Source organism: Catenibacterium sp. GCM10023432 (assembly GCF_042651925.1).
Taxonomy (GTDB): Bacteria; Bacillota_I; Bacilli_A; order Erysipelotrichales; family Coprobacillaceae; genus Catenibacterium; species Catenibacterium mitsuoka.
Genome location: NZ_JBHSEB010000081.1, coordinates 15,840 through 42,132, shown reverse-complemented (window position 1 = coordinate 42,132; position 26,293 = coordinate 15,840). Strand labels below are relative to the sequence as shown.

Genomic DNA, 26,293 nt, shown 5'->3' with positions numbered 1-26,293 from the left:
TACGAATATCGTTACGGTATTTTTGCTGAATAAGATAACCTAAAGCAACAATTTTCTTAAAAAGAGCGTTAAAAATAAAGAAATCAATATCAACAAAACTATTAATTTTGTCGGAAAAAATTCAATTATTGGACCACCAAAAACAAATAACAGCTATCGAATATTAGGGATGTCTAACACTGTTTTTAACATTCTTAAAATAGTCCAACAAGAACAAAATGAAAGAAAGCAATTTTTAAAAGAACAATATATTAATCCTGATATAGTTTTCTCTACTCCATTAGGAGATTATATACATAGAAATAATATCAATAAGAGATTAAACGCAATAAAAAAAGGAACTGATTATGAATATATAACAGTTCACTTCTTAAGACATGCTAATGCAACATTGTTACTTATGAACGATGTAGATATAAAAGTAGTCTCTTCTCATCTAGGCCATAATGATATTCAAACAACAGCTAATATATATGCTGATGTCTTAAAATCCAAGGAACATCAGATAGCTCAACTAATCGAATTCAATCTTGAAGATGACCAATAAAAAACAGGCTTTTTTATTTAATATATCCAAATTAGTGCGTAAATAAGCGTAAAATTTGAATATCAATTAAAAAAGTGATGATTATATCGGCACTTTTTGAGATTTGAATTTATTCTACACCAACAATAAATGAGTAAACTGGCTGTTTACCAACATGAACTTCACATTCTACATCTTCATAGTTTTCTTCAATGAAGCTTGCAGCTGCTTCCTGTTCTTCTTCTGTTACGTCTTCACCACAAATAAGTGTAACGATTTCAGATTCTTCATCTACAAGATTGCTTAAAACATTCTTTAATGCTTCTAGCTTATCTGGTACGCAAGCCACAATTTTCTTTTCACATAAAGCCATATAGTTATTTGCTTTAATTTCTAAACCATCAATTGAAGTATCCTTGATTGCGAAAGTCACCTGACCAGTCTTTACATTCGCAATAGCTTCCTTCATTTCGTCCACATTTTCATCTAATGTTGCTTCTGGATTATACATGATGGCAGCAGATAATCCCTGAGGAATAGTCTTAGTAGGTAATACTACAACGTCTACTTCTCCTTCTAATACTGTAGCCGCCTGCTGCGCAGTCATTACGATATTAGAGTTATTTGGAAGAATGATGACATGATTTGCATTCACACCCTTGATTGCTTTAACGATATCTTCAGTTGCTGGGTTCATTGTCTGACCACCAGATACAACATGATCACAATTTAATTCAAGGAACATATCCTTAATACCATCACCTGCAGCAACAGAAATAAGAGCCATTTCCTTAGCAGGAGCCATTGGGATTTCTTCTTCTTTTTCTTTTTCAGATACTTCAGTATTCACTACAGTTACCTTAGTGAATTCACCAAAACGAAGACCTGTATTTAATGCATTACCAGGCTTTAATGTATCTACATTACCAATAACCTTGTTATCTTTCTGTGCTACATCTACGTTCTTACCTGGTAAATTCTTTAACTCATTGATGAAACCATCTAAGTTGAATGCATTCATCTTTCTGTCATCAATCTTTAATGTGAACTGTACACGATAGCCATAAGGCTTTTCTTCTTCCTGTACAATTTCCACATCACTTGCCGCACCAACATTATCTACTTTTTCAATCACTTCACCAGCAAGAGCAGCCATGAAACCAGTTAATACTAATAATAAACCAGCTCCTCCTGAGTCAACTACACCTACTTCTTTTAATACCGGAAGAAGTTCAGGTGTATTATCTAAAGACTTTTCAGCACTCTTTACAAAGTAAGAGAACCAGTCTTCAATTTCCATATCTGGCTGGACATACTTAGCAGCTGCATCAGCAGATTCTCTGATAACTGTTAAGATTGTTCCTTCTACTGGACGCATAACTGCTTTATAAGCCACTTTAGCACCAGAAGAGAATGCATCAGATAATTCTGCAACATTGGCTGTTTCTTTTCCCTTAAGTGATTTAGCTACACCTCTAAAAATCTGAGAAAGGATAACACCAGAGTTCCCTCTTGCTCCCATTAATAAGCCCTTAGAAAGAGTTTTAGCGATATCACCAATAGATGTATCATCAGCAAGTTTTTCAACCTGTTCAGCTCCAGAATTAAATGTAAGAGACATATTAGTACCTGTATCTCCATCTGGTACTGGGAAGACGTTTAAAGCATCTACCTCAGGATGATTATTATGTAATACGATAGCCCCGCTTAAGACCATCTGTTTAAACATTTTACCGTTAATTTCCTTCATGCTTCATCCTCCTAGTCCATTACACGGATGCTCTGAACATAAACATTCACAGCTTCAATATCAATATCTAGAGTCTTTTCTAGTACATATTTAACTTTCTTCTGTACTTCATATACGATTTCAGAAATCTTCACACCGTAACCCACAATAATATAAAGATTAATAATAGAACCAGTCTGACCTTCTTCAACAACAATTCCTTTAGAATAATTATCTTTACCTAGAAGATCATAAAAACCATCCATCATCTTCTGGCTAGCCATACCTACAACACCATAACATTCTGTTGCAGCTCCACCACAAATAGTAGCAATAACGTCAGTTGAAATATCTATATTTCCAAGATCAGTTGTTTTTTTAATCATATTGATTCCTCCATTTTTATTCTTTTTTCATAATAGTAATTATATATCATATACACAAACATTACAAACAATTAGGATTATAGCAAACAATAAAGATTTTTCAATCCTTATTTTGTTCATATATTCAACTTTTTTTACATTTTGGACAGATTAATAAAAAAAATGATTGATTTTTGATGAGGTAGATGGTAAGATACACGAGTATGTGAAACAAGTAAAAGGATGGTGAATTCAATGTCTAGAAAATGTCAGATTAGCGGTAAAGGACCTATGTCTGGTAACAACCGTTCTCATGCATTAAACGCTACAAGAAGAAAGTGGAATGTTAACTTACAGAAAGCTACTGTCATCATCGATGGTAAGCCTACAAAGGTAAGAGTTTCTGCAAGACAGTTAAGAACTTTAAGAAAGAGCGCTTAATCGATATAATAATAGAGGCTGGTAACAGCCTCTTTTATTTTACTATGTCTAACACTTCTATAAGTTTGTCTATTTCATATGTGACAGCTTGAGAAGTGTTTTTTTGATGTGCTGGATTAAAGTAGCATGTATCTATTCCTGCATTCTCTCCACCCTTTATATCGCTTGTAAGTGAGTCTCCAATAATAATTGTGGTATCAGGATCATAGTGGGTCTTTTCTTTAATATAATTAAAGTAAGTGAGATCAGGTTTTTCATATCCTACATCTTCTGAGATGAATATATCATCAAATAAATCATAAAGACCCGTACCCTTTAATTTGCCTAACTGAGCGACTTTTGAACCATTTGATGCTGCATACTGCTTACAATGTGGTTTAAGCGCCAAAATGGCTTCTAAGGCAAATTCATTCAAACAATAATAAGTCCCTAATGCTTCCTGATAATCTTTATTAAAATGAACACCATCAATAGAAACATTAAGTAATGCAAAAAAATCCACAAAACGTTTCACCATGAGTTCATTTCTTCTTGAATGATCCTTTTCAATCATCTTCCAACATTCTTTATTAATCTTTTTGTATTCTTCAAATTGTGCTTCTGTCATAGATACACCATGCTTCTCCAAACATTTTTCCATGCTGATTTTTTCAGACATTTCAAAATTAAGAAGTGTGCCATCTATATCCCATAATATGGTTTTATATTTCATACTATCCTCCTTATTTTATTATACAAAAAAGACAGGAATACTCAATATTCCTATCTCTTGAATGATTTTTTAAATTGATCAAAAATAGATTCTTTTTCATCTAATTCCTTAAGTTTCATGTAAAGATCTTTTTCTTTCTTGCTGAGTTTCTTAGGAATAGAAACATTGACCTGAACATACTGATCACCATAAGTATCGCTACGCATGTTCTTGACACCTTTACCCTTAAGTCTCATGACTGTACCAGTTTGTGTTCCTGCTGGAATCTTCATAGTCACATCACCATAAACAGTAGGTACTTCTACTTCACAGCCAAGAGTTGCATCGACTGCAGAAACTGGAACTGATATAGAAATATCATTACCATTTCTCACAAAGTATTTATGTGGACGAACATAGATTTCTACATATAAATCCCCATTAGGACCGCCATTGACGCCACGCTGACCTTTACCAGCGACACGTAACTGCTGATGAGAATCAATACCAGCTGGGATAGTTAATTCAACAGTGACATTCTTATTAATATATCCTGAACCATGACAATGTGGACACTTATCCTTGACTACCTTACCTGTACCATGACAGTCTGGGCAGACTGATTCATTAATGATAGTACCAAATGGCGAACGCTGCTGTACTCTAATACGTCCTGTACCACCACATCTAGAACATGTATGCACATCATTAGGATTCTTCGCACCTGTACCATGACAATGAGAACACTGTTCATCATAGTTAATCTTAAGTTCAGTCTTTTTGCCCTTGATAGCATCCATGAAATCAATTTCTATCTGAACATAACGGTCTTCACCTTTTTGTGGTCCTGTAGGTCTTCTAGAACGTGACTGTCCTCCGCCAAAGAATGAACCGAAGATATCACCAAAGTCCATATCTTCAAATCCACCAAATCCCTGGCCACCAAATCCTCCAGCACCTGCACCACCCTGTTCAAATGCTGCATGTCCATAACGGTCATAAGCGGCCTTCTTATTCTCATCAGAAAGAACTTCATAGGCTTCATTGACTTCCTTGAACTTTTCTGCTGCATCAGGCGCCTTATTCACATCAGGGTGATATTTCTTTGCCATCTTACGATAGGCACGTTTTATTTCATCTTTTGAAGCATCCTTGGATACACCAAGGACTTCATAGTAATCTCTCTTATCTGCCATAAATCACACCTCATTTAATATAAGCCAAGGGGGATTCCCTTGGCTTTCTTGTTAGTTCTTTTCAGTAAAGTCTGCATCAACGAAATCATCGTTATTGTTGTTAGATGAAGTGTCTGCACTCGCTGTGTTACCAGCATTCTGCTGCTGATACTGAGCAGCAGCCATCTGCTGAGCAATATTTTCAAGTTCGCTCATCTTAGATTCAAGAGTAGCCATATCATTATTATCTAATGCAGTCTTAAGTTCATCTCTTAAAGCTGTAGCCTGCTTCTTCTGATCTTCTGGAAGGTTAGCACCCTGCTCAGCTAAAGCCTTATCAATCTGGTTGATCAAAGCTTCTGCTTTGTTCTTAGTTTCGATGTCTTTACGTTTCTTTTCATCGTCAGCTTTGTTGCTTTCTGCTTCCTTAACCATTCTATCGATTTCTTCTTCACTTAAACCTGTAGAGTTCTGAATAGTGATAGACTGTTCTTTGTTTGTCTTCATATCTTTTGCTTTAACGTTTACGATACCGTTAACGTCGATATCAAATGATACTTCAATCTGAGGAACGCCTCTTGGAGCTGGTTCAATACCATCAAGCTTGAATAAGCCTAACTGCTTATTATCTTTAGCCATAGCACGTTCACCCTGTAATACGTTGATATCTACAGCTGGCTGGTTATCAGCAGCAGTTGAGAAGATCTGTGATTTAGTAGTTGGGATAGTTGTGTTACGTGGAATTAATACTGTCATAACACCACCCATTGTTTCGATACCAAGTGATAATGGTGTAACGTCAAGTAATACGATATCTTTAACATCACCAGTGATAACACCACCCTGGATTGCAGCACCCATAGATACTACTTCATCAGGGTTAACTGACTTGTTCGGTTCTTTTCCTAATAATCTCTTAACTGATTCCTGTACTGCAATAATACGAGTAGAACCACCAACTAATAAGATCTGATCGATTTCTGATGGAGTAACGTCAGCATCATTTAATGCCTGTCTTACTGGAGTTTCAGTTTCAGCAACTAAATCAGATGTTAATTCATCAAATTTTGCTCTTGTAAGAGTCATATCTAAATGAAGTGGTCCATTAGCACCAGCTGTGATATATGGTAATGAAATCTGAGTCTGCATCATGCCAGATAAGTCTTTCTTAGCCTTTTCTGCAGCATCTTTAACTCTCTGCATAGCCATCTTATCAGCGCTTAAATCAACACCGTTTTCTTTCTTGAATTCACTAACCATGTAGTCCATAACTTTCTTATCGAAGTCATCACCACCTAAGTGGTTGTTACCTGCAGTAGCTAATACATCGAAAGTACCATCAGCTAAGTCAAGGATAGATACATCGAATGTTCCACCACCTAAGTCATATACTAATACTTTCTGTTCCTGTTCAGTCTTGTCTACACCATAAGCAAGAGCTGCTGCTGTAGGTTCGTTGATGATACGTTCAACATCAAGACCTGCAATCTTACCAGCATCTTTTGTAGCCTGACGCTGTGAGTCATTGAAGTAAGCTGGAACTGTGATAACTGCACGAGTCACAGGTTCACCTAAATAACTTTCAGCAGTAGCTTTTAAGTTCTGAAGAATCATTGCTGAAATTTCTTCTGGTGTATAATCACGACCATTGACATGTTCTTTATAGCTTGTACCCATATGTCTCTTGATTGATGCTACAGTATCAGGATTTGTAACTGCCTGACGCTTTGCAGCTTCACCAACAATGATTTCACCATTCTTGAATGCGACAACTGATGGAGTTGTTCTCATTCCTTCTGGATTTGCAATTACTTTTGCTTCACCATTTTCCATTACACTGACACATGAATTTGTTGTACCTAAATCAATACCAATAACTTTACTCATAATAAGTTCTCCTCCTATTAATCCTTATTCACTTTCACTAAAGTTGCTCTAATAACTCTATCTTTTAACATATAACCTTTTTGTAATTCTTCAGTCACAATATTTGGACCAAAGTCAGGATTGTCATCCTGCATGACTGCCTGGTGCATATTAGGATCAAATTCCTTTCCCTGTGCTTCAATCACAGTTACACCATTCTTGCCTAGAATATTCATTAACTGGTTTAAAATCATCTTGTTACCCTTAAGAATATTCTTACCTTCTTCGCTTTCAGGTTCTACAGTTAGTGATCTTTCATAGTTATCAATAACTGGTAGTAACTCTTCAATAAAAGACTGCATTGCATACTTTAACTGATTTGCATGTTCTGTTTTAAGTCTTTTCTTTAAGTTCTCCATATCAGCGAATACTTTATAATAATCTGTCTTCCACTGATTGATTTGAGATTCTAAATCTTTGATTTTTTCATCTTTAGGATCCACTTTTTCTTCAGTTGTCTCTTCTTTTACTTCTTCAACTGCTTCTTCAGCTTCTTTAACTGCTTCTTCAGTTTCTTTAACAGCTTCTTCAGCTTCTTTAACAGCTTCATCTTTATTCATTTCTTCTGCCATGGTCTCACCTCTTCTACTCATCATTTTCCTTGATGATTCTTTCAATATTTTCAGTAATATATTCTACAAGCGATACAACTTTCTTGTAAGGCATACGCGTTGGACCGATTACAGAAATCGTTCCTTTGTTAGCTCCTCCTGTATCAAAAGAAGATGAAATAACAGATACATCATCAAGTCCAGATACATTTGAATCATCACCAATTAATACCTTGATACCATCATCGTCAGTTGGTGCTAAGAAATTCCAGTTTGATGAATTTTCAAATGCACTCACTAGTTTTCTTAACTTATTGACATCATTGTATTCTGGCTGATATAACAAATGATCTTTACCAGAGAAATATACATTGTTTCTTGCAAATTTCATAAATGCTTCTAAGAAAGCATTAAACAAGATTTCATGTTCCTTGATTCTCGTATTGAGGATTGGCTTGACATCATTTTCTAACTTATCTGCGACCTGATTGATTGGTGTACCTACTAGTGTATCATTCATAACCGATACACAGGCTTGTAAATCATCCAAACTCAATGTCTCAGATAAAGTGAAAACTCGATTTTCTACATGTCCCTTATCCGTCACTATGATGGCTGTCACATTTCTTGTTCCAATAGGAACTAATGTGATATTCTGCAGACATTCATAACTTGAATTAGGTCCTAGAGCAACCGCCGTCAGATCAGTCAACTGGCTTAACATTTCGCAGCTTTCTTTAATCAAACTATTCAATGATTGATGTGTATCACTAAAGATTGTTGCAACCTGATTCTTCACCTGTTCATCAACATTTGGCTGAAGCAAAGTATTTACATAATAGTAGTAGCCCTTCTTAGAAGGAACACGACCAGAAGATGTATGCGTCTTTACTAGAAAGCCAAGTTCTTCAAGTTTGCTCATTTCATTTCGGATAGTGGCGCTTGAATAAGGTAATTCATATTTTGTCATCAATAGTTTAGATCCAACAGGTTCTGCTGTTTCAATAAACTCTTCGACAATATATTTAAATATTAGCATTTGTCTTGCCGATAGCACTCTCAAGCACCTCCTTAGCACTCTTTTTCCTCTTGTGCTAGATTCATTATACATTCTTTTTTAGCAGTGTCAAGCCTTTAGTGCTAGTTTGTGCTAAAAAACGGTTTCTATTTTCTAGAAACCGTTGTACTACTCTGGCAAGAAATCAAGGAGGATGGAATTAAGAAGATCAAGCGTATGATTTGTTTTTAAATGATTATTTTCAATAACCAGATTGTGGTTATCTAGATTCTTAGAGAGAGCTTCTTTATAGACCTCTTCTATAGCATGATGGTATCTTCTTTTAAATTCATCAAGGTCCAACCCTTCTTCAAGACGTAAAGACATCATAAGATGATTAAACATTGTATCTTCGATTGTTTCTTTTTCGATATATATTGTATTCTTCCCCTGCAGGTAATCAGTGAGACTGCGTGAGTGAGAAATAAGTTCATCATCTATTTTACCTGTGGCACCAATACCGACACCATAATAGTTCTCATAATGCCAATAGACTTTATTATGATAAGATTCATGATTTCCTAATGCATAATTAGATACCTCATAACGATGAAAACCTGCACGAGAGAGTGTCTCTACAATATAATCACTCCATATTCCTTCAGTTTCTTCATCAAGTGGTTCATAATTGTCATAAAGTCTTGTATGTTCTTCTAATATAAGAGAATAGTAGGATAAATGATTGATAGGAAGTGATAAGGCAATCTGTAAATCTTCTTTCACATCTTCTAATGTCTGTTCTGGTAATCCATACATCAAATCAATAGAGATATGCTTAAAGCCAATAGCCTTCGCATTTCTTACGACTTCTTTTGCTATAGAAGATGTATGATAACGTTCAATTCTTTTTAATAATGTATTATCAAATGTCTGTACACCTACACTTAAGCGATTAGCTCCATGAAGATGCATAGTTTCTAGTTTATCTAGCGTTGCTGATTCAGGATTGACTTCTATAGTATATTCTAGAGTTCCATCACCCACAAAAGGATCTATCATATTTAATAACATCTTTAATTGATTTAAAGAAAGTGCACTTGGTGTGCCTCCTCCTATATAAATAGTTTCCATCGGATGATGAGGAAGTGTATCAAGTTCTTCCTTTAGACGTTCTAGATACTGTAATACAAACTCTTCACGATAATAGACCTTTGCAAAATCACAATAAGAACAGATATGATCACAAAAAGGAATATGAATATAAAGTGCTTTTGTTTCCATATTATATCCTCATCAAGAAGAGTTCTAATCCTCTATATTTATCCACTGTCCCAGTCTTGATTGCATAATCAAGTTCAGATAAAGCATAAAGTTTTTCAATAAGTTCTGTAATATCAAAATGTGCCGCATTTTTACGGATTGGATAGATTGCACGAGGATTAAGTCCAAGGGCAGATGCAATATCAGTATCACGATAGCCCTTCTTACTCATAATAGAGACCTGATAAAGATTACGTAATGAATTCGCAATTAACCCAATCAACTGTAAGGGTTCATGGTTTTGAGAAATCAAATCCTGATAAACACGCATCGTATTTCTTAAATCATGATTCATAAGCGCATTTGTCAACTTAAATACATCTTCTTCAACACGTGGTGGAACAAGTCTTTCAACATCTTCCTTCTTTATATTATGTGTATAAAGACATAGTTTTTCTACCTGATTAGAAATAGTCAAAAGATCATTTCCACAGCGATCTAACAACAAAGTAAGTGCATCATCATCAATAGAGGCATTTCTACGAATGATTGCTTCTCTAGTAGTTTTATAAAGCTGATCAAAAGTCAGTTTTTCCATTTCATACCATTTTGCATGCTTACGTAATGATTTGACTACCTTCTTTCTTTCATCAAAATTACGCTGATCCTGATATATAACAAAGATTGTTGTCGGATTATCATGTTCAATATAATCTAAAAACAGCTTGATATCTTCATCTGTGACAAGCTTCTTTTTAGGCTTCTCTTTTGTAAGAAAGATTGGATTCTTTAAGACAACCATCTTATATTCTGTTAAGAAAGGCTGTGTTAAGGCATCTTCAATGATTTCCTTCATTGGTGTTTCACCTGCATGATAGACCATATAATTCATATCATCACTTGTACATTGATATTTCTTTTTTAAATCCTCTAATCTTTGTGCAAGTAATAGTTTTTCTTCTCCGTATAATACAATATTCATAGTTTTCCATCCTTTTGTCCTATTCTACCATATATTCATGATTAACGGTAAATAAGATGTTCTCCTAAATAAGTGATAATAGAAAAGCTGCCATCAAGATCAGTACGCAGTATTTTAATCTTTCTTTCTTCTAATCGTTTAATCACAATACGAGCTGGATGACCATAAAGATTATGTTCTCCTACACCAATCATCGCAATACGTGGATGTACCATTTGAAAGAATGTTACAGAAGAAGAATAACCACTACCATGATGAGCTACTTTTAAAACATCTATATCTATTTCTCCATATTTCTTATAAAGATCTTCTTCTACATTACTTGGGATATCACCCGTAAATAAATAGTTATAGCCTCCTGTTGTTACTAGCATGACTAAAGAATTTTCATTGGTAGAAGGATAAATCACATCACTTTTAAGCATTTTAATTGTAATCAGCTTATTCTTCTCTTCTTCCTGATAGGAGTCAATGATACGCTTGACTTTATATTTCTTCTTTAACGAATCCAAAGCACCGTAGTGATCATAATCGTGATGAGATATATAAACTCTATCAATGCACGGAACACCTTGAGATTTAAGAAATGGAATAACATTATGACTAGCAATATCATATTCCCTGTTACCCCCTGTATCAATCAAATAATTTCCTTGATTAAAAGGTAGGCGGATCAATGAACAATCCCCCTGCCCTACATCAATAGTAGAAACCTGAGTATATGGCTTATAGATACTATATATATGAAAGCTGATCATAAGTGCACATAATAGAGACATAGAAAACTGAACACTCTTCTTTTCTTCTAATAATAAGAAAATATAAAATAAGATGGCATAATAAAGAATAATAAATGAGAGCGTTGGTTTTTGAAAGATAATTTCTGCATTGAATGAAGTGATAAAGTTCAAAACCATCTGCTGGTAGTTGATCATCATCTTCATAATTAGATCTATTGGAAATATGAGAGAGAGGAGTGTCACAATATAGAAACAGGATATAAAAGGAGTAAGAAGAACCGTTAAAAAATAAGAAAAGATATTAATAGAGAAATTAAGCGTGAGGACAATAGGAATACCACCCAAATAGATAAGGAAAGAGCGATATGGGAAATGTTTAGTCATAATGACAAGGAAATAAATAAAGTAAGAGAAAACAAAGGAAATACTAAAGATGATATAAGGATTCTTAATAACATTAAATAAAACAAGTAACGATAGTACATCTAATTGATTGAACTTCTCTTTTACAAGATCATAGATGACGAGCATATAAAAAGCACGATGAAGAGATATATTATAAGGTATAGAAAAGACATAAAAACCTATGAGTATTTTGATAACGATATCCGCAATATCAACGCGTACAAATGTTTTAATAAGACTCAAACACTTATAAAGTAAATGTATATGCATACCTGAAAGAGCAAACATATGGATAAGAGAAAGACTTGTGAGGAGTGAATAGTCTTCTTTAATGGCTTCATCTTTTATTCCTAGAACAAAGAGTTTCTGATAACTTTTAATAGACTTTGAAGAAGAGAAATGTTTTTCTAGTAAATGACAAAAGGAAGGATGGGATGAAACAGTGGTAATATGGGTGATTTTAGCCTTTGCGACGATATTGTTAGCTTTGAATGAATGATATTCATCATAACCTATCGGATCCTTGCGATGCTTAATTTCAAGAAATCTAAGTTTAACAAGTACTTCGTCATTGTATTGAAATGAATGATCAGTATAGGCTTTAATCTTCCCATAATCAGTATTTAAAATAACATAATTATCTCTTATATCTTTCACCCTTCCAGAAACAATAGTAGGCACTTCTGATGAAGTCACTGGTCTTAATATAATAGGTAATAAAAAAAGAAGAAACAACATCTTTCTTCCAAATCGTTTTACTAGATAAATTAAATAAGCAAATAGAAATATATAAAATAGAGGATGAACAAGATAAGCAACTGACAGCAATAAGACAAATACAGCATAATATACTAAATGATATCTTAAAGGCACAGATAGTCACGATAGATGAGATATTTCTTCTCACCGATTCCTTGTATATTCATGATGTCTTCTATTGAATAAAAAGGCTGTATCTGTCTATAGTCAATAAACTTCTGTGCCGTTTTCTCTCCCACTCCTTTTAAAGTCATAAAGTCTTCTAAAGTTCCTTTATTAAGTGAAATCATATTTGCTCTTTTTTCTGGTAAATAAAAACGCATTTCTGCTTGAATACTTCTATTCATATTTAAAGAATCCATGCAGGCATTTTCTTTAACCCCTACTTCCTTTATTAAATCACTCATCGTCATACCTTCTTTAATTGGGACTTCACCTGTTTGGTTAAAAGCACCTTCTAATGTGATATAGACTTCTGATTTTTGTGTAGAGCTGACTCTTTCAGGCTTTTGATAACTATATATAAATGAGGCAATACTCAAAAGAATCAGCCCAATAATCTTAATTTGACGCATAAAAAAAAGAGAATTGATCTAATTCTCTCTTGTAATATGAAAATGTCTATAAGCAAGATCTGTCGCAATTCTGCCTCTTGAAGTACGTTTGATCAATCCTTTTTGTAGTAAGTAAGGTTCATAGACATCTTCTAATGTCATTCTTTCTTCACCAATACTTGCAGCAAGTGCTTCTAAACCAACCGGCCCACCCTGAAAACGATTGATAATACCAAGTAAGTATTTATGATCGACATCATCCAAGCCTAAATTATCAACCTTTAAACGGTCTAGCGCCTGCATTGTACGGTCTTTTGTAATGATTTCATCACCATAAAACTGTGCAAAGTCTCTTACACGTCTAAAGAGTCTATTCGCAATACGTGGTGTTCCTCTTGAACGTCTAGCAAGTTCCATCTTTGCTTCTTCTTCCATGGTCATATCGTAGACTTTACTTGTACGAGAAATAATATCTCTAAGTTCTTCATCTTTATAATAATCAAGTTTAGCCACAATACCAAAACGGTCACGTAATGGGGCTGAAATATCTCCTGCACGTGTAGTCGCTCCTACTAATGTAAAAGGAGGTAAATCAATACGTACAGAACGTGTTGTGGCATCTTTACCAATCATAACATCCACGCAGAAATCTTCCATTGCTGGATACAGTATTTCTTCTACAACTTTATTCAAACGATGAATTTCATCAATAAAGAGAACATCGCCTGGTTCTAAAGATGTAAGCAAAGCGACAAGATCTCCCGTTTTTTCAATAGAAGGTCCTGTTGTAATCTTGATATGCGTTCCCATTTCATTTGCAATAATCATCGACATAGTAGTTTTACCAAGTCCTGGAGGACCATAGAACAGAACATGATCAAGTGTTTCATCACGCATCTTTGCAGCACCCACAAAGACACGAAGGTTTTCTTTTAAATCATGCTGACCTACATATTCATCAAAAGAAGCCGGTCTTAAAGAGCTTTCTTCATCTTCGATATGCTCATTAATATCTAAAACATCACGATCCATAAGATTCTCCTTTCATTATTGTGTTAATAAGGCTAATGCACGTTTCACATAGCCATTTGTATCTAGATTTTCACTCGATAATACTTTCATAGCTTTTTCTACATCACTCTGTTTATAGCCTAATGCGATTAATACTTCAGTAGCTTCTTCATAATCCGGAGAGCCAAGAGGCTTCATTGCACGTTTATCAAACTTACCATGTAGATCAAGAATGATCTGCTGTGCCGCCCTAGGTCCAATACCTGGTATCTTCTTAAGATATGCTGTATTTTTACCTTCTATCGCATCAATAATCGCATCAATCTCACCTGTCGCAAGAATACCGATAGCCGTCTTACAGCCTATCCCTTTCACAAGAATAAGCTTTTGAAATAATTCTTTTTCTTCTTTCTTCTTAAAGCCAAATAAAGTAATATTATCTTCTTTGACCTGTTGATATATATATACTGTTGCATCATCACCCTTTTTAAAATTATAAGGATTAGATACATGTACTTCATAACCTATTCCATGATTATCTATGACAATATGATCTGAATACAAATCTGCAATGATTCCTTTGATATAACTATACATAAAATTCTCCTTTACGCATTCCCTAATTCTATCATATGTCAAAAAAAAATACCATTTCTAGAAATGGTATTAATTATAAAATTCAAATTCGAAGTCATATAGGCGTACAGTATCGCCATCTTCACAGCCTGCTTCTCTTAATGCATCATCGATACCCATATTACGGATCTGTAATGCGAATCTCTGGAAACCATCATCTGTAGTAAATGAGGCCATCTGTACAAGTCTTTCAACCTTCTTACCAGTGACTTCCCATACACCATTACCTTTATTATGGATAGTGAATGGTTTTTCTTCTTCCTTATAAGTATAAAGAACACTTTCCTGTTCTTCTTCCTGATTAAAGAAGTCTGGTGCAGTTTCTAATGCATCAGCAACTGCATAAAGGACAGCATCGATGCCTTCATGAATTGGTGCAATGATTGGGAATACTTTCTGATCTCCAAGTTTTTCCTTGAACTTCTTTAAGTTTTCTTCTGCTTCATCGCCATCCATCTTATTAGCAACAATAATCTGTGGTCTTTCTAATAAGCGATATTCATATTCACCTAATTCTTTATTAATAGTGACATAATCTTCATAAGGATCTCTGCCTTCGCTACCGCTCATATCAATAATATGCACGATAACACGACATCTTTCGATATGTCTTAAGAACTGATGACCTAATCCTTTACCCTGTGATGCCCCTTCAATAAGACCAGGTAAGTCAGCCATAACAAATGAACGACCATCCTTAACCTGTACAACACCTAAATTAGGCACAATAGTAGTAAAGTGATAATCAGCAATCTGCGGTCTTGCTTTTGAAACAACAGATAATAAAGTAGACTTACCAACACTTGGGAATCCTACTAATCCAACATCCGCAAGTAACTTTAATTCTACTCTTAAATTGAATTTTTCACCTGGTTCACCATTTTCACAGATTTTAGGTGCTGGGTTACGTGATGAAGCGAATCTTGCATTACCACGACCACCACGGCCACCTTTTGCGATAACAGCACGCTGACCATCTTTTGTAAGATCGGCAATAATATTGCCTGTATCATCATCATAAACACAAGTGCCCACTGGCACTCTGATGACTAAATCATCTGCATCAGCACCATGCATCTTTTTAGCATGACCTTTTTCACCATTTTGTGCTTTATATTCACGATAATATCTTAAGTCTAATAAAGTAGATAATGAGTTTGTTGCAACGAAGATAACACTTCCCCCACGACCTCCATCTCCTCCAGATGGACCTCCTTTAGGAACATGTGCTTCACGTCTAAACGCAACTGTACCATTACCACCAGTACCAGCTTGAACATAAATCTTTACGCGATCAATAAATTTCATGTATCCACCTTCTTTCTTCAAAAAAAGAATCCCATAGGGGATTCTTGAGATTAAGCTACTGGATAAACAGATACCTGTTTCTTGTTTTTACCAAGTCTTTCGTATTTAACGACACCATCAACTTTAGCGAATAAAGTATCGTCTCCACCTTTACCAACATTAGTACCAGGATGAACCTTAGTACCTCTCTGTCTATAAATAATTGAACCAGCTGTACAAGTCTGTCCATCAGAAAGCTTAGCACCTAAACGCTTTGATTCAGAGTCACGACCGTTCTTAGTAGAACCTACACCCTTTTTAGAAGCGAATAACTGTAAATCTAACTTTAACATAGTATTATACCTCCCTAGTGTTAATTTTAACATATTGTTCATATGAGTATTCAACAGTTTCTAGAATTTTTATCAAAGTTTCTAGAATAATCTGATAATCTTCACGATTATTGAATATCTCGAAATAAGAGTAACCACTCTCTACATTGGCAAGATTGCCATCTTTCATGAAGCCTTTGGCTTCAAGCATATTGTAAATACCTACTACTGCAGTACTGATTCCAGCACAAGCAATATCTTTTCCATATTCATTTTGTTCAGCATGCCCTTCAACCTTGATAGATTGAATCTGACCTGCATGATACACAACATCTACGTGAGTCATTAAGCGTTAATTTCTTTGATTGTTAACTTAGTATAAGGCTGTCTATGACCCTGTTTCTTATGATAATGCTTTTTAGGCTTATATTTGAATATAGTGACTTTCTTTTCCTTACCCTGTTTTTCAACAGTTGCAGTAACCTTAGCACCTTCTACATAAGGATGACCAACTTTAACACCGTTATCACCAACTAAAAGAACCTTTTCGAAAGTGTATTCAGTGCCTTCTTCAACATCTAACTTTTCTACAAAAATAGTATCTCCGGCTTCAACCTTTAACTGTTTTCCACCAGTTTCAATAATTGCGTACATCAGTGTACCTCCTTCATATTTTTTTCTCTTAGACTCGCCAACCAAGGCAGCACTTGCATTTAATACCTCTTATGTGCGGTTGTAGTCAGAGGTCTACAACGCTGATTATAATATCATTTCTTACCCTTATCGTCAATATTTTTTTCAATTTTCTTGAATTCTTGTCTAGGACAGGTACGATTATACACTTCTCTTAGGTGTTCTTGTGATACATGCGTATAAATCTGGGTCGTAGATAAAGAGGAATGCCCTAATAGTTCCTGTACAACACGGATGTCCATGCCTGCATCTAGTAAATGAGTCGCAAAGGAATGGCGAATTGTATGAGGATGAATCTTACGTAAAGGATCATAAAGATACATTGTGCGATCAATAATATTCTCTACTCCTCTATTTGTCAGTTTCTTTCCTCTCCTATTCACAAATACATAATCATGTGTTTCATGATATTCATTGATAATGCTGATACGATCATCATTGATATACTGCAGTAACCATTTTTTTGCATAATCATGAAATGGTACTTCTCTTTCTTTGCTTCCTTTACCAAGCACTCTAATCATTTGTCTATTAAAATCAATCTGCGACAAGCGCATTGACACTACTTCACTTACACGAAGTCCTGATGCATACATGAGTTCTAAAAGAGCTTTATTTCTTACTCCTAGAGATGTATGTGTATCAATTGAATCTAGATAGCCCATCATTTCATCAACATAAAGGAAATCAGGGTTTCTAGAGCCTGTTTTTAAAGAATGCACCTGTGAAAAAGGATTAGAGACTACAATGTTCTGTTGACATAAATATTTAAAGAAAGATCTAAGAGAACTCAAATAATGATTGATTGTTGTATGAGACAAATGTTTCTCATTTAAATAAATCAAGTAATTCTGAATTACATAATAGTCTACTTCCTGTAAAGAAATACTTTCTTTACCTATAAATAAGAGAAAATCAGTCAGTTCTCTTTCATAGGATTGTAAAGTAAGTACAGAGTAGTTCTTTTGATATTTAAGATAGTGAAGAAAAGCTTTCTTTTCATCCATTGATAAATTCTTCCATCTTTTCTAATGCACGCTGTGCATATTTTTCTTTCTTTTCTTTTTTCTTCACTTTACCTTCTAAATCAGGAAGAATACCAAAGTTAGCCTTCATCGGCTGAAAATCACTTGGGGACGCATGTGTAATATAATAAGCCAAAGAGCCCATGACTGTTTCTCTAGGATAAGTAAGAAGTTCTTCTCCCTTTAAATATCTCACCATATTCTTACCAGCCACAATACCACTCTGCGCAGATTCTACATATCCTTCTACACCTGTCATCTGACCTGCAAAGAATAAATCTTCACGATTCTTGAACTGATATGTAGGATTTAAATAAGTAGGTGAATTGAAGTAACAGTTACGATGCATGATACCATAACGAACAATAGAAGCATTTTCTAGCCCTGGAATCATATGAATAATACGGTCCTGTTCACCCCATTTAAGATGTGTCTGGAATCCTACAATATTATAAAGAGAACCCACTGCATTATCCTGTCTTAACTGAACAACTGCTTCAAAACGCTGACCATCCTTTTCTAGTCCTACAGGCTTCATTGGACCAAAAAGAAGTGTCTGCTTTCCTCTTCTTGCGATTTCTTCAAAAGGCATGCATCCTTCAAAGAACTTTTCTTCAAAATCATGAGGCTTTACAACTTCTGCATTGATAAGTGCATCATAGAAAGCATCAAATTCTTCTTTAGTCATTGGGCAGTTGATATATTCTCCATCCCCCTTATCATAACGTGATTTATAAAAGGCTTTATTAAAATCAATAGATTCTTTTGTGACAATTGGAGCCGCTGCATCATAAAAATAGAAATAATCCTGATTACCCATTAAATCCATAATTTCTTTTGCAAGTGCATCACTCGTCAAAGGTCCAGATGCAATAATAGCAGGTCCATCTGGAATACGAGTCACTTCTTCACGATGAACAGTAACAAGAGGATGATTTTCAATAAACTCTGTCACCGCATGAGAAAAGCCTTCACGATCAACTGCCAAAGAACCGCCAGCAGGAACTGCATGGTCCCTCGCCATCTTGATAATCAAGCTGTCATTCATTGTCATTTCTTGTTTTAAAACACCTACTGCATTCTTTAAGCCATCTGCACGTAATGAATTAGAACATACCAATTCTGCAAAATCACTTGTTTTATGTACATCTGTCTTCTTAACCGGTCTCATTTCATAAAGATGTACAGGAATACCTTCTTTAATAAGCTGGTAAGTGGCTTCAACACCAGCAAGTCCACCACCAACGACATTTACTTCCTTGATCATATTTTCCTCCAATGAAAGAAAATGAACTGCATGGGCAGTTCATTATTCTTCTTTCTTTTTCTTTTCTTTAATAATTGTTTTGCACTTTGGATAATTAGAGCAGGCTTTAAATGGACCAAAACGACCCTTCTTCCATACAACTGGACTGCCACAGTTAGGACATGTTTCACCTGTCTCTTCAAGTTTTTGAGGCTTGATATATTTACACTTAGGGTAATTAGAACATGCTTCAAAACGTCCAAAACGGCCCATTTTATATATCATAGGAGAACCGCATTGAGGACATGTCTCGCCTGTTTCTTCATTGATTTTATTTTCATCAGCCTTGACATATTTACATTCTGGATAATTAGAGCAGGCAACAAATTCACCAAAGCGACCTTTTCTAATGACAAGATCTCCACCACATTCAGGACATTTTTCTCCTGTCTTTTTAGGTTCAATCTTTTCCATACCGTCATATGCTTTTTCTAATAGCGGTTCAAAAGCCTGTTCAAATTCAGTTAAGGCATGAACATAAGTATCCTGTCCCTTTGCAATTTCATCAAGTTCATTTTCCATCTTTGCAGTATAGTCTACATTGATGATTGAATCAAAATATTCAAGAAGCTTCTTATTAGTCAAAAGTCCTGACTCTGTAGGCTTGAATGTCTTCTTTTCTAAAGTGACATATTCTCTTGTGACGATTGTATCGATAATAGTCGCATAAGTAGAAGGACGACCAATACCTAATTCTTCCATCGCCTTGATAAGCTTTGCTTCTGTATAACGTGCTGGTGGTGTAGTGAAATGCTGTTCTTTATTGATCTTCTTTGCATCAATCAATTCATTTTCATCCATATCTGGGAGTAATTCGTTCTTACTCTTATCATATTCACCATAAACCTTTAACCATCCATCAAACTTTAAGATAGAGCCTGATGCATTAAACTTATAATCATTGTTATCTAATACTAAAGATGTACTTGCAGACTGGCTTGGTGCCATTAATGAAGCAAGCGCACGTGCATAGATTAATGAATACAGCTTATACTGTTCCTGTGTAAGGTATTGTTTAATACTTTCTGGTGTACGATCAATACTTGTAGGACGAATTGCTTCATGAGCATCCTGTACATTTTCAGTCTTCTTAGAAACTTTAACACTTCCTACATATTCTTTACCATATGTCTTTTCAATATAATCCATTGCAGCTGCAGTAAATTCAGGTGATAAGCGAATAGAGTCTGTTCTCATATAAGTAATTAAACCGACAGTCTCAGTTCCAATATCAATCCCTTCATACAACTTCTGAGCAATAGACATTGTACGTCTTGCTTTAAAATTTAATTTAGAAGATGCTTCCTGCTGCAGTGTTGAAGTAATAAATGGTGCATATGAATTTCTCTTCTTTGTCGTTTTCTTAATCTTCTCTACAGTAAATGTAGGTGTCAATGCATCATAAATGGCTTGTGCTTCTTCACTATTATGGATTTCTAATTTCTTAGTTTTATACTTAGTGAGTTCTGCATTGAATGGAATATTATCCTTTTCAAAATCAGCATCAATCTTCCAGAATTCTTCTGGGATGAATGCATCAATTTCTGCTTCTCTCTCACAGATTAATCTTAATGCAACGGACTGTACACGTCCTGCAGACTTAGATTTAATCTTCTTCTGTAGAAGTTTAGAAAGCTTAAACCCGATAATTCTATCTAAGACACGTCTTGTTTCCTGAGAATGAACAAGATCCATATCAATCTTGCGGGGATTATCAATCGCTTTTGTAACTGCATTCTTTGTGACTTCATGGAATTCTACTCTTTTTGTAGTCTCAGGATCTAATCCTAACACTTCTGCCAAATGCCATGAGATGGCTTCTCCTTCACGGTCCGGATCGGTTGCGAGATAAACATCATCTGCTTTTTTGGCACATGCTTTTAATTCTTTTACAACATCTTTCTTATCTTTACTAATAACATAATGAGGGGCAAACTCATTTTCTATATCTACACCTAAGCCGCCTTTGCCAGAGATAGCCAGATCTCTGATATGGCCTTTTGATGATTTTACAACAAAATCATCGCTTAGGTATTTACTAATTGTTTTAGATTTAGATGGTGATTCGACAATTACTAAATGACTCATACATCTAACCTGCCACTCAAAATGTGATTAAATATACTCACATCGAGATAATGTAAGTTCTCACGAACATTACTTACTATGTCATCGTGCATGCTTTGGATTGACAAAAATCATATCTACTCACAAGTACTTGTACACTCCATAGTCGTAAATTCCCGAAATAGCCTTCGGTACATACCTACGCTTGCGTTTATTTATGCAACTTCGTAAGTCGTAGCATCTCTCAGATTAGTAGCAGCATTGAAATCTCTGTCTTCGATATAGCCGCAATCACATTTGAAAATTCTATCTGAAAGCTTTAAATCTTTCTTGATATTCTTGCAGCAGTGACATGTCTTAGATGATGGGAACCATCTATCTACTGTTCGTTGTTCAATTCCGTACTCCTTGCATTTAGCTAGAAGCTTTGATTTAAATTCATAAAACTTCTGCGAAGCAGCTGCCTTTGAAAGATGCTTGTTCTTCATCATTCCTGATACGTTTAGATCTTCAATCGTAATATAAGATGGCTTTGTTTTCACTATCTCTGCGATTATCTTATTGATGTAGTCAGTACGAATATTGTCTATTCTCTGATGAAGCTTCTGTATCTTAAGCCTTTGTTTTTGTATATTTCTTTTTTGAGTGGACCCTCCTTTCTTTATATTTTCATACTTTCGAGAAAGACTTCTCTGTTCTCGAATAAGCTTTTTTTCAAGCTTCCTTAATTTTGCAGATTTATTGATGTTCTTATAAGTCTTTCCATTAGAGACAATCGCAAAGTCCTTTAATCCAAGGTCAATGCCAATTCCTTCACTGGAATGACTGGCTATCCTTTTATTCTTGATTTCTATAAGAACTGAAACATAGTATCTGTCAGCTTTTATTGAGACATGACCGCTCTTAATTACATATCCGTCTTTTGTGGTTGGAATATATCCTTTCTCTTTGATACGGACCCAGCCAAGTGACGGAATCTTGATTCTGTGTCTTTCGCAAAGGCAATCTTTAGGATTATTCCTTACGAAATACATCTTCACATCAGATCTGCCTTTCTTCTTGAATTTTGGAAAGGCGCTCTTGTGATTAAAGAAGTTTTCAAATGCGGTCTGTCCGTTATTTACTGCCTGTGTTACCGATTTTGAATAAGCTTCCTTAATCCAGGAATATTCTGGATGGCTCGAAAGATACTCAGTGTTGAGCCATACTCTAAACTGGCTGCTGCTCATAAACTTTTTGCCACTTTCATAAAGTTCCTTCTCTATCTCAACGTTATAATATCTTAACAGATACGCCTAAAAGTTCAGCAAAATCCTTTAATTTGTAATTTATGATATTTGATATGTTCATTTTAACGCTCCCTCTATGAGCATATTTAAACACATTCAAACACAAAATGGTCGATATATTCAGTTACTTATAGTTCCCTCCTTCATCACATTATAATATGGGATTTTTTTATTTTGTCAACATCTTAGTGAGAATAAGAAGCGAAACGCTTCCTATTCTTCTAAGATATCTTCTACATTCATAACTAGTTTTGCACCCTGCTGAATCAGGGCATTACAGCCTTTTGAGTCATACACACGCCCTGGAACTGCAAGTACATCCTTGCCCTGTTCCAAGGCAAAACCAACTGTAATCATCGTGCCGCTTTTAAGATCAGCCTCTGTAACAAGAAGTTTCTTAGAGAGTCCTGCAATAATACGATTTCGTTTAGGAAAATGATCTTTACGAGGTGGCGTACTTCCAGGGTATTCACTTAAAACAAGTTCATTCTTCAATACATAATACAGATCTTCATTCATCGGTGGATAAGGATAATCGATTCCACTACCAAGCACTGCGACAGTATGTCCCTTTGATCGAATAGCTGTGCGGTGGCTGACGCCATCAATTCCCTTAGCCATTCCCGATACAATCACAATATCATTCTTCACAAGTTCTTTTACAAGTACACGTGTCGCCTGAACACCATACTCGCTGCAGTCTCTTTTACCAATAACCGCAATACAGTCTTTATCTAGTAAAGATAATGATCCATAATAATAGAGTACAAATGGTGGACAGTTGATATATTTAAGCTGTTGTGGATAATCATCACTAATAATAGTCGTATAAGAACTCTTAATAGTTTTAAAGAGTTCTTCTTTTAAAGATTCATCCACACGTTCCTTACGTTCTAAGGCCTTATAAATCAAATCAAACTGTCCCTTATACTTCAATGAAAAATAAAGTAGAATATCTTCCATATCAATCACCTCCTACTATATCTATTCTTAATAGAAGGCTTATTTTCTCAAAAAAGAGAAAGATCTTTAATCTTTCTCTTCAAAATCAAAGGATAATTGTTCATTCAGTACTTTCTGTACTGGCGCAAAAGAACGACGATGAATTGGAGTGACACCATACTTTTCTAATGCTTCTTTATGGGCTTTAGTAACATAACCCTTATGTTTTTCAAATCCATATTCTGGATATTGCTTTCCATATTCCTTCATCATGCGGTCTCGAGTGACCTTTGCAAGGATACTTGCTGCCCCAATAGAAATACTTTTCGCATCTCCTTTAATAATAGAAAGATGTGGAATATCTCCCAAGGGCATTGCATCACTTAATGTAAAATCAGGCTTTAATGAAGCAATAATACGTTTCATACCTGTACGAGATGCTTCATAGACATTAAGTGTATCTACTTCTTCTACTGATAAAACCTCTATTTGATAAGCAAGCGCATTTTCTATAATTAAATCATAGAGTGCTTCTCTTTTCTTTTCTGTGAGCTTCTTAGAGTCGTTAATACGTTCATCATAGAAATCTTCTGGAAAGATGACACCACCTACAACAAGTGGCCCAGCCATCGGTCCTCTTCCTGCTTCATCTACGCCCAGTATTCTAGAGTAGCCTGCAACTCTAGCTTCGTTTTCATATTTTAAACGTTCCTGTTTATTCATCGCTAAGCTCCCATGTGATTTTTCCAAGAGAACCGTTCTTTAAATCATTAAAGAATGTTTCCTGTACACGGTCATAATCTGTTTCGCCTCTTAATTTCTTAATATGACGATAATCTGAGATATGATCATATACTGGAATTACCCAATCTGAATCTAAATCAATAGTCAAATTATAACGTTGTTTCAACATGTCTGGATAATGTTTTGCCAGATAACCTATTGCATGAATAAATAAATCATCAAGTGGAAGGATTTCCATCTTAATAGAGCCACATAATGCGACGTTCATTGCTTTATTGATATCTGTGAATTTAGGTTCTAGTACACCTGGTGTATCGAAAAGTTCAAAATCCTTATCAACACGGATAATCTGCTGAGCCTTTGTAACACCCGGCTTATTTCCTACTGCAGCGGCTTTTCTTTTCGCAATCTTATTGATAAAAGTAGATTTACCAACATTAGGAATACCAGCCACTAGAGCACGAATTGGCTTAGGTTTTAAACCTCTTGCGGCTTCTTTTTCACGCTTTTCTTTTAACTGATAGCGACACATGTTCACAATCTTCTTTTCTTCCTTGAAGTTCTTTAAATCAACTGCGATAGCGCTATGTCCTTGTCTTTTAAATTCTGCAATAAGAGCTTCTGTTGCCTTAGGATCAGCTAAATCCTTCTTTGTAAGAATATAAAGACGAGGTTTATTCTTGATCATATGATCAAGTTCTGGATTATGTGTTGAAAAAGGAGCACGTGCGTCAACAAGTTCAATCACAATATCTACTAACTTTACTTTACTTTCGATTTCTCTTTGGGCTTTAGCCATATGCCCTGGATACCACTGAATCTGCTTTGCCATAAGTTCCTCCTCAATCATTTCTCTTAATATGCTGGATTGGATAAATAATATATCCATTTTTTGCACGAATATCTTCTATATGAACTGGTCCAAAATATCTTGAATCATAGGACATAGGACGATTATCACCTAGAATAAAGTATTCATCGTGTCTTAATTTAATTCTAAAATCTTTTGTATAATGTGTTAAATCATATTTAATCTTTTCTTTTTTCATGAAAGGAATCTTAAGAAAAGGTTCTTCTACTAATTGACCATTAATATATAAATGATCATTCTTGTAGCTGATTTCCTCTCCTGGAAGACCAATAACACGTTTAATGACATCTTCTTTTAATGAGCTGCTGCGAACATCAACGATATCAAAACGATGAATCTGTTTATAAGATGTCACTCCCGTCATTAAGATACAGTCACTATCATGAATAGTTGGCATCATGGATGTTCCTTTCACCTTAACCGGAAGTACGACAAATGTAAATAGACATAATATAAGTAGCGCCATTCCAGGTAAACACAGTTTTTTTATTTTATTCATAATATAGAAAAAAGAATGGGGTAAGCCCCCATTCTCTTATCGAATTTCTTTGATTCTAGCAGCTTTACCAGATAATCCACGTAAGTAATGTAATTTAGCTCTACGTACTTTACCAACCTTAGCTACTTCGATATGATCGATGATTGGAGAGTTTACTGGGAATACTCTTTCAACACCTACACCATAAGAAATCTTTCTAACAGTGAAAGTTTCACCAATACCATGACCCTTTTTAGCAATACAAACACCTTCGAACATCTGAAGACGAGTCTTATTACCTTCCTGGATCTTTACGAATACTTTTAAAGTGTCACCAGCTTTGAACTGAGGTACATCAGTCTTGATCTGGCTCTTAGTAATTTCATTTACTAACTGCATGTTCATGATAACATTTCCTCCTACACAAATTTAGTCTTGGAAGCTCATTCGTATATATAACCAGCGGAACTTCTGTGTCTTACGACTTGCCTATTATAGCACCGTCTTTTTT

At 35.1% G+C, this 26,293-nt stretch carries 28 protein-coding genes, 1 pseudogene and 1 other annotated feature; of the genes and pseudogenes, 2 read left to right on the top strand and 27 right to left on the bottom strand.

All coding sequences use genetic code 11. The annotated features are described in order from the left end of the window. Window positions 1-82 precede the first annotated feature (82 nt). Entirely contained in the window at window positions 83-547 is a 465-nt protein-coding gene (locus ACFOZZ_RS10805; RefSeq protein ID WP_376815234.1) for a tyrosine-type recombinase/integrase, read from the top strand. A 109-nt stretch (window positions 548-656) separates the two neighbouring features. Here the strand turns inward: ACFOZZ_RS10805 and ACFOZZ_RS10800 are convergent, their stop codons facing one another. Next, complete coding sequence (locus ACFOZZ_RS10800) at window positions 657-2,276, bottom strand: DAK2 domain-containing protein (RefSeq protein ID WP_376815233.1); 1,620 nt, start codon at window positions 2,274-2,276, stop codon at window positions 657-659. An 11-nt stretch (window positions 2,277-2,287) separates the two neighbouring features. Beyond that, window positions 2,288-2,641 carry an Asp23/Gls24 family envelope stress response protein gene (locus tag ACFOZZ_RS10795; RefSeq protein ID WP_006504692.1) on the bottom strand — a complete coding sequence of 118 codons (354 nt, stop codon included), beginning with the start codon at window positions 2,639-2,641 and terminating at the stop codon, window positions 2,288-2,290. 234 nt (window positions 2,642-2,875) lie between these two features. On the opposite strand from ACFOZZ_RS10795, the gene rpmB reads away from it, so the two are divergent. Continuing rightward, window positions 2,876-3,061, top strand: coding sequence for a 50S ribosomal protein L28 (rpmB, locus tag ACFOZZ_RS10790; protein ID WP_100054604.1), 186 nt, complete (start codon window positions 2,876-2,878; stop codon window positions 3,059-3,061). Between the two features lie 34 nt (window positions 3,062-3,095). Here the strand turns inward: rpmB and ACFOZZ_RS10785 are convergent, their stop codons facing one another. The 25 genes and pseudogenes from ACFOZZ_RS10785 to rplS form a co-directional block, all read right to left on the bottom strand. After that, window positions 3,096-3,773, bottom strand: coding sequence for a YjjG family noncanonical pyrimidine nucleotidase (locus ACFOZZ_RS10785; RefSeq protein WP_278778677.1), 678 nt, complete (start codon window positions 3,771-3,773; stop codon window positions 3,096-3,098). A 50-nt stretch (window positions 3,774-3,823) separates the two neighbouring features. Further along, complete coding sequence (gene dnaJ / locus ACFOZZ_RS10780) at window positions 3,824-4,948, bottom strand: molecular chaperone DnaJ (RefSeq protein ID WP_278860366.1); 1,125 nt, start codon at window positions 4,946-4,948, stop codon at window positions 3,824-3,826. Window positions 4,949-4,999: 51 nt separating this feature from the next. Further along, window positions 5,000-6,814 carry a molecular chaperone DnaK gene (gene dnaK / locus ACFOZZ_RS10775; protein ID WP_278778681.1) on the bottom strand — a complete coding sequence of 605 codons (1,815 nt, stop codon included), beginning with the start codon at window positions 6,812-6,814 and terminating at the stop codon, window positions 5,000-5,002. Window positions 6,815-6,831: 17 nt separating this feature from the next. Beyond that, entirely contained in the window at window positions 6,832-7,425 is a 594-nt protein-coding gene (gene grpE / locus ACFOZZ_RS10770) for a nucleotide exchange factor GrpE (RefSeq protein ID WP_238703681.1), read from the bottom strand. A 13-nt stretch (window positions 7,426-7,438) separates the two neighbouring features. Continuing rightward, the gene (gene hrcA, locus ACFOZZ_RS10765) at window positions 7,439-8,461 is read right to left on the bottom strand and encodes a heat-inducible transcriptional repressor HrcA (RefSeq protein ID WP_055233447.1); all 1,023 of its coding nucleotides are present in this window, start codon (window positions 8,459-8,461) and stop codon (window positions 7,439-7,441) included. A 129-nt stretch (window positions 8,462-8,590) separates the two neighbouring features. Further along, entirely contained in the window at window positions 8,591-9,682 is a 1,092-nt protein-coding gene (hemW, locus tag ACFOZZ_RS10760) for a radical SAM family heme chaperone HemW (protein WP_055288868.1), read from the bottom strand. Between the two features lies 1 nt (window position 9,683). Next, window positions 9,684-10,643, bottom strand: coding sequence for a DNA polymerase III subunit delta (gene holA / locus ACFOZZ_RS10755; RefSeq protein WP_055233445.1), 960 nt, complete (start codon window positions 10,641-10,643; stop codon window positions 9,684-9,686). A gap of 41 nt (window positions 10,644-10,684) precedes the next feature. Beyond that, on the bottom strand, window positions 10,685-12,661 hold the full coding sequence (locus tag ACFOZZ_RS10750; protein ID WP_376815232.1) for a ComEC/Rec2 family competence protein: 1,977 nt from the start codon (window positions 12,659-12,661) through the stop codon (window positions 10,685-10,687). Continuing rightward, window positions 12,652-13,089: a ComEA family DNA-binding protein gene (locus ACFOZZ_RS10745; RefSeq protein ID WP_376815231.1), complete on the bottom strand. Its 438-nt coding sequence runs from the start codon at window positions 13,087-13,089 to the stop codon at window positions 12,652-12,654. Before ACFOZZ_RS10745 ends, ACFOZZ_RS10750 begins: the two co-directional genes overlap by 10 nt. Before the next feature lie 51 nt (window positions 13,090-13,140). Further along, window positions 13,141-14,133: a Holliday junction branch migration DNA helicase RuvB gene (gene ruvB, locus ACFOZZ_RS10740; RefSeq protein WP_055288865.1), complete on the bottom strand. Its 993-nt coding sequence runs from the start codon at window positions 14,131-14,133 to the stop codon at window positions 13,141-13,143. Between the two features lie 15 nt (window positions 14,134-14,148). Further along, window positions 14,149-14,709 (bottom strand): Holliday junction branch migration protein RuvA, encoded by a 561-nt coding sequence (gene ruvA / locus ACFOZZ_RS10735; protein ID WP_376815230.1) that lies wholly within the window; start codon window positions 14,707-14,709, stop codon window positions 14,149-14,151. Window positions 14,710-14,778: 69 nt separating this feature from the next. Next, complete coding sequence (gene obgE, locus ACFOZZ_RS10730; RefSeq protein WP_055233442.1) at window positions 14,779-16,056, bottom strand: GTPase ObgE; 1,278 nt, start codon at window positions 16,054-16,056, stop codon at window positions 14,779-14,781. A gap of 50 nt (window positions 16,057-16,106) precedes the next feature. Continuing rightward, complete coding sequence (rpmA, locus tag ACFOZZ_RS10725) at window positions 16,107-16,388, bottom strand: 50S ribosomal protein L27 (protein WP_022425801.1); 282 nt, start codon at window positions 16,386-16,388, stop codon at window positions 16,107-16,109. Window positions 16,389-16,392: 4 nt separating this feature from the next. Then, complete coding sequence (locus ACFOZZ_RS10720; protein WP_286696992.1) at window positions 16,393-16,713, bottom strand: ribosomal-processing cysteine protease Prp; 321 nt, start codon at window positions 16,711-16,713, stop codon at window positions 16,393-16,395. Continuing rightward, window positions 16,713-17,021 carry a 50S ribosomal protein L21 gene (gene rplU, locus ACFOZZ_RS10715; protein WP_040389617.1) on the bottom strand — a complete coding sequence of 103 codons (309 nt, stop codon included), beginning with the start codon at window positions 17,019-17,021 and terminating at the stop codon, window positions 16,713-16,715. Before rplU ends, ACFOZZ_RS10720 begins: the two co-directional genes overlap by 1 nt. Window positions 17,022-17,041: 20 nt before the next feature. Further along, window positions 17,042-17,112, bottom strand: a sequence feature (ribosomal protein L21 leader region). A gap of 22 nt (window positions 17,113-17,134) precedes the next feature. After that, complete coding sequence (xerA, locus tag ACFOZZ_RS10710) at window positions 17,135-18,067, bottom strand: site-specific tyrosine recombinase/integron integrase (protein ID WP_055233440.1); 933 nt, start codon at window positions 18,065-18,067, stop codon at window positions 17,135-17,137. Further along, entirely contained in the window at window positions 18,060-19,352 is a 1,293-nt protein-coding gene (trmFO, locus tag ACFOZZ_RS10705; protein WP_279068280.1) for a methylenetetrahydrofolate--tRNA-(uracil(54)-C(5))-methyltransferase (FADH(2)-oxidizing) TrmFO, read from the bottom strand. The genes xerA and trmFO overlap by 8 nt, the downstream gene beginning before the upstream one ends. A gap of 42 nt (window positions 19,353-19,394) precedes the next feature. Beyond that, window positions 19,395-21,479, bottom strand: coding sequence for a type I DNA topoisomerase (gene topA / locus ACFOZZ_RS10700; RefSeq protein WP_279068279.1), 2,085 nt, complete (start codon window positions 21,477-21,479; stop codon window positions 19,395-19,397). 194 nt (window positions 21,480-21,673) lie between these two features. Continuing rightward, window positions 21,674-22,687 (bottom strand): RNA-guided endonuclease InsQ/TnpB family protein, encoded by a 1,014-nt coding sequence (locus ACFOZZ_RS10695; RefSeq protein WP_376815229.1) that lies wholly within the window; start codon window positions 22,685-22,687, stop codon window positions 21,674-21,676. 46 nt (window positions 22,688-22,733) lie between these two features. Next, window positions 22,734-22,808, bottom strand: a pseudogene (locus ACFOZZ_RS13325) (IS607 family transposase); the annotation flags it as partial. A 152-nt stretch (window positions 22,809-22,960) separates the two neighbouring features. Then, window positions 22,961-23,710: a DNA-processing protein DprA gene (gene dprA, locus ACFOZZ_RS10690; RefSeq protein WP_055233988.1), complete on the bottom strand. Its 750-nt coding sequence runs from the start codon at window positions 23,708-23,710 to the stop codon at window positions 22,961-22,963. A gap of 66 nt (window positions 23,711-23,776) precedes the next feature. Next, on the bottom strand, window positions 23,777-24,412 hold the full coding sequence (locus ACFOZZ_RS10685) for a ribonuclease HII (protein WP_278778702.1): 636 nt from the start codon (window positions 24,410-24,412) through the stop codon (window positions 23,777-23,779). Beyond that, a complete protein-coding gene (gene ylqF, locus ACFOZZ_RS10680; protein WP_055288881.1) occupies window positions 24,405-25,265 on the bottom strand; it encodes a ribosome biogenesis GTPase YlqF in 861 nt (286 codons plus the stop codon). The genes ACFOZZ_RS10685 and ylqF overlap by 8 nt, the downstream gene beginning before the upstream one ends. 10 nt (window positions 25,266-25,275) lie before the next feature. After that, window positions 25,276-25,770, bottom strand: coding sequence for a signal peptidase I (gene lepB, locus ACFOZZ_RS10675; RefSeq protein ID WP_376815228.1), 495 nt, complete (start codon window positions 25,768-25,770; stop codon window positions 25,276-25,278). 69 nt (window positions 25,771-25,839) lie between these two features. Then, window positions 25,840-26,187, bottom strand: a complete 348-nt coding sequence (rplS, locus tag ACFOZZ_RS10670; RefSeq protein ID WP_006504716.1) for a 50S ribosomal protein L19 — start codon at window positions 26,185-26,187, stop codon at window positions 25,840-25,842. Window positions 26,188-26,293: the final 106 nt, after the last annotated feature.

What these genes read in the sequence shown, in the direction of transcription:
- ACFOZZ_RS10800 (WP_376815233.1), bottom strand. Translation starts at nt 2,276, where the DNA reads ATGAAGGAAATTAACGGTAAAATGTTTAAACAGATGGTCTTAAGCGGG.
- ACFOZZ_RS10795 (WP_006504692.1), bottom strand. Translation starts at nt 2,641, where the DNA reads ATGATTAAAAAAACAACTGATCTTGGAAATATAGATATTTCAACTGAC.
- rpmB (WP_100054604.1), top strand. Translation starts at nt 2,876, where the DNA reads ATGTCTAGAAAATGTCAGATTAGCGGTAAAGGACCTATGTCTGGTAAC.
- ACFOZZ_RS10785 (WP_278778677.1), bottom strand. Translation starts at nt 3,773, where the DNA reads ATGAAATATAAAACCATATTATGGGATATAGATGGCACACTTCTTAAT.
- dnaJ (WP_278860366.1), bottom strand. Translation starts at nt 4,948, where the DNA reads ATGGCAGATAAGAGAGATTACTATGAAGTCCTTGGTGTATCCAAGGAT.
- dnaK (WP_278778681.1), bottom strand. Translation starts at nt 6,814, where the DNA reads ATGAGTAAAGTTATTGGTATTGATTTAGGTACAACAAATTCATGTGTC.
- grpE (WP_238703681.1), bottom strand. Translation starts at nt 7,425, where the DNA reads ATGGCAGAAGAAATGAATAAAGATGAAGCTGTTAAAGAAGCTGAAGAA.
- hemW (WP_055288868.1), bottom strand. Translation starts at nt 9,682, where the DNA reads ATGGAAACAAAAGCACTTTATATTCATATTCCTTTTTGTGATCATATC.
- holA (WP_055233445.1), bottom strand. Translation starts at nt 10,643, where the DNA reads ATGAATATTGTATTATACGGAGAAGAAAAACTATTACTTGCACAAAGA.
- ruvB (WP_055288865.1), bottom strand. Translation starts at nt 14,133, where the DNA reads ATGGATCGTGATGTTTTAGATATTAATGAGCATATCGAAGATGAAGAA.
- ruvA (WP_376815230.1), bottom strand. Translation starts at nt 14,709, where the DNA reads ATGTATAGTTATATCAAAGGAATCATTGCAGATTTGTATTCAGATCAT.
- obgE (WP_055233442.1), bottom strand. Translation starts at nt 16,056, where the DNA reads ATGAAATTTATTGATCGCGTAAAGATTTATGTTCAAGCTGGTACTGGT.
- rpmA (WP_022425801.1), bottom strand. Translation starts at nt 16,388, where the DNA reads ATGTTAAAGTTAGATTTACAGTTATTCGCTTCTAAAAAGGGTGTAGGT.
- ACFOZZ_RS10720 (WP_286696992.1), bottom strand. Translation starts at nt 16,713, where the DNA reads ATGACTCACGTAGATGTTGTGTATCATGCAGGTCAGATTCAATCTATC.
- rplU (WP_040389617.1), bottom strand. Translation starts at nt 17,021, where the DNA reads ATGTACGCAATTATTGAAACTGGTGGAAAACAGTTAAAGGTTGAAGCC.
- xerA (WP_055233440.1), bottom strand. Translation starts at nt 18,067, where the DNA reads ATGGATGAAAAGAAAGCTTTTCTTCACTATCTTAAATATCAAAAGAAC.
- trmFO (WP_279068280.1), bottom strand. Translation starts at nt 19,352, where the DNA reads ATGATCAAGGAAGTAAATGTCGTTGGTGGTGGACTTGCTGGTGTTGAA.
- topA (WP_279068279.1), bottom strand. Translation starts at nt 21,479, where the DNA reads ATGAGTCATTTAGTAATTGTCGAATCACCATCTAAATCTAAAACAATT.
- ACFOZZ_RS10695 (WP_376815229.1), bottom strand. Translation starts at nt 22,687, where the DNA reads ATGAGCAGCAGCCAGTTTAGAGTATGGCTCAACACTGAGTATCTTTCG.
- dprA (WP_055233988.1), bottom strand. Translation starts at nt 23,710, where the DNA reads ATGGAAGATATTCTACTTTATTTTTCATTGAAGTATAAGGGACAGTTT.
- ACFOZZ_RS10685 (WP_278778702.1), bottom strand. Translation starts at nt 24,412, where the DNA reads ATGAATAAACAGGAACGTTTAAAATATGAAAACGAAGCTAGAGTTGCA.
- ylqF (WP_055288881.1), bottom strand. Translation starts at nt 25,265, where the DNA reads ATGGCAAAGCAGATTCAGTGGTATCCAGGGCATATGGCTAAAGCCCAA.
- lepB (WP_376815228.1), bottom strand. Translation starts at nt 25,770, where the DNA reads ATGGCGCTACTTATATTATGTCTATTTACATTTGTCGTACTTCCGGTT.
- rplS (WP_006504716.1), bottom strand. Translation starts at nt 26,187, where the DNA reads ATGAACATGCAGTTAGTAAATGAAATTACTAAGAGCCAGATCAAGACT.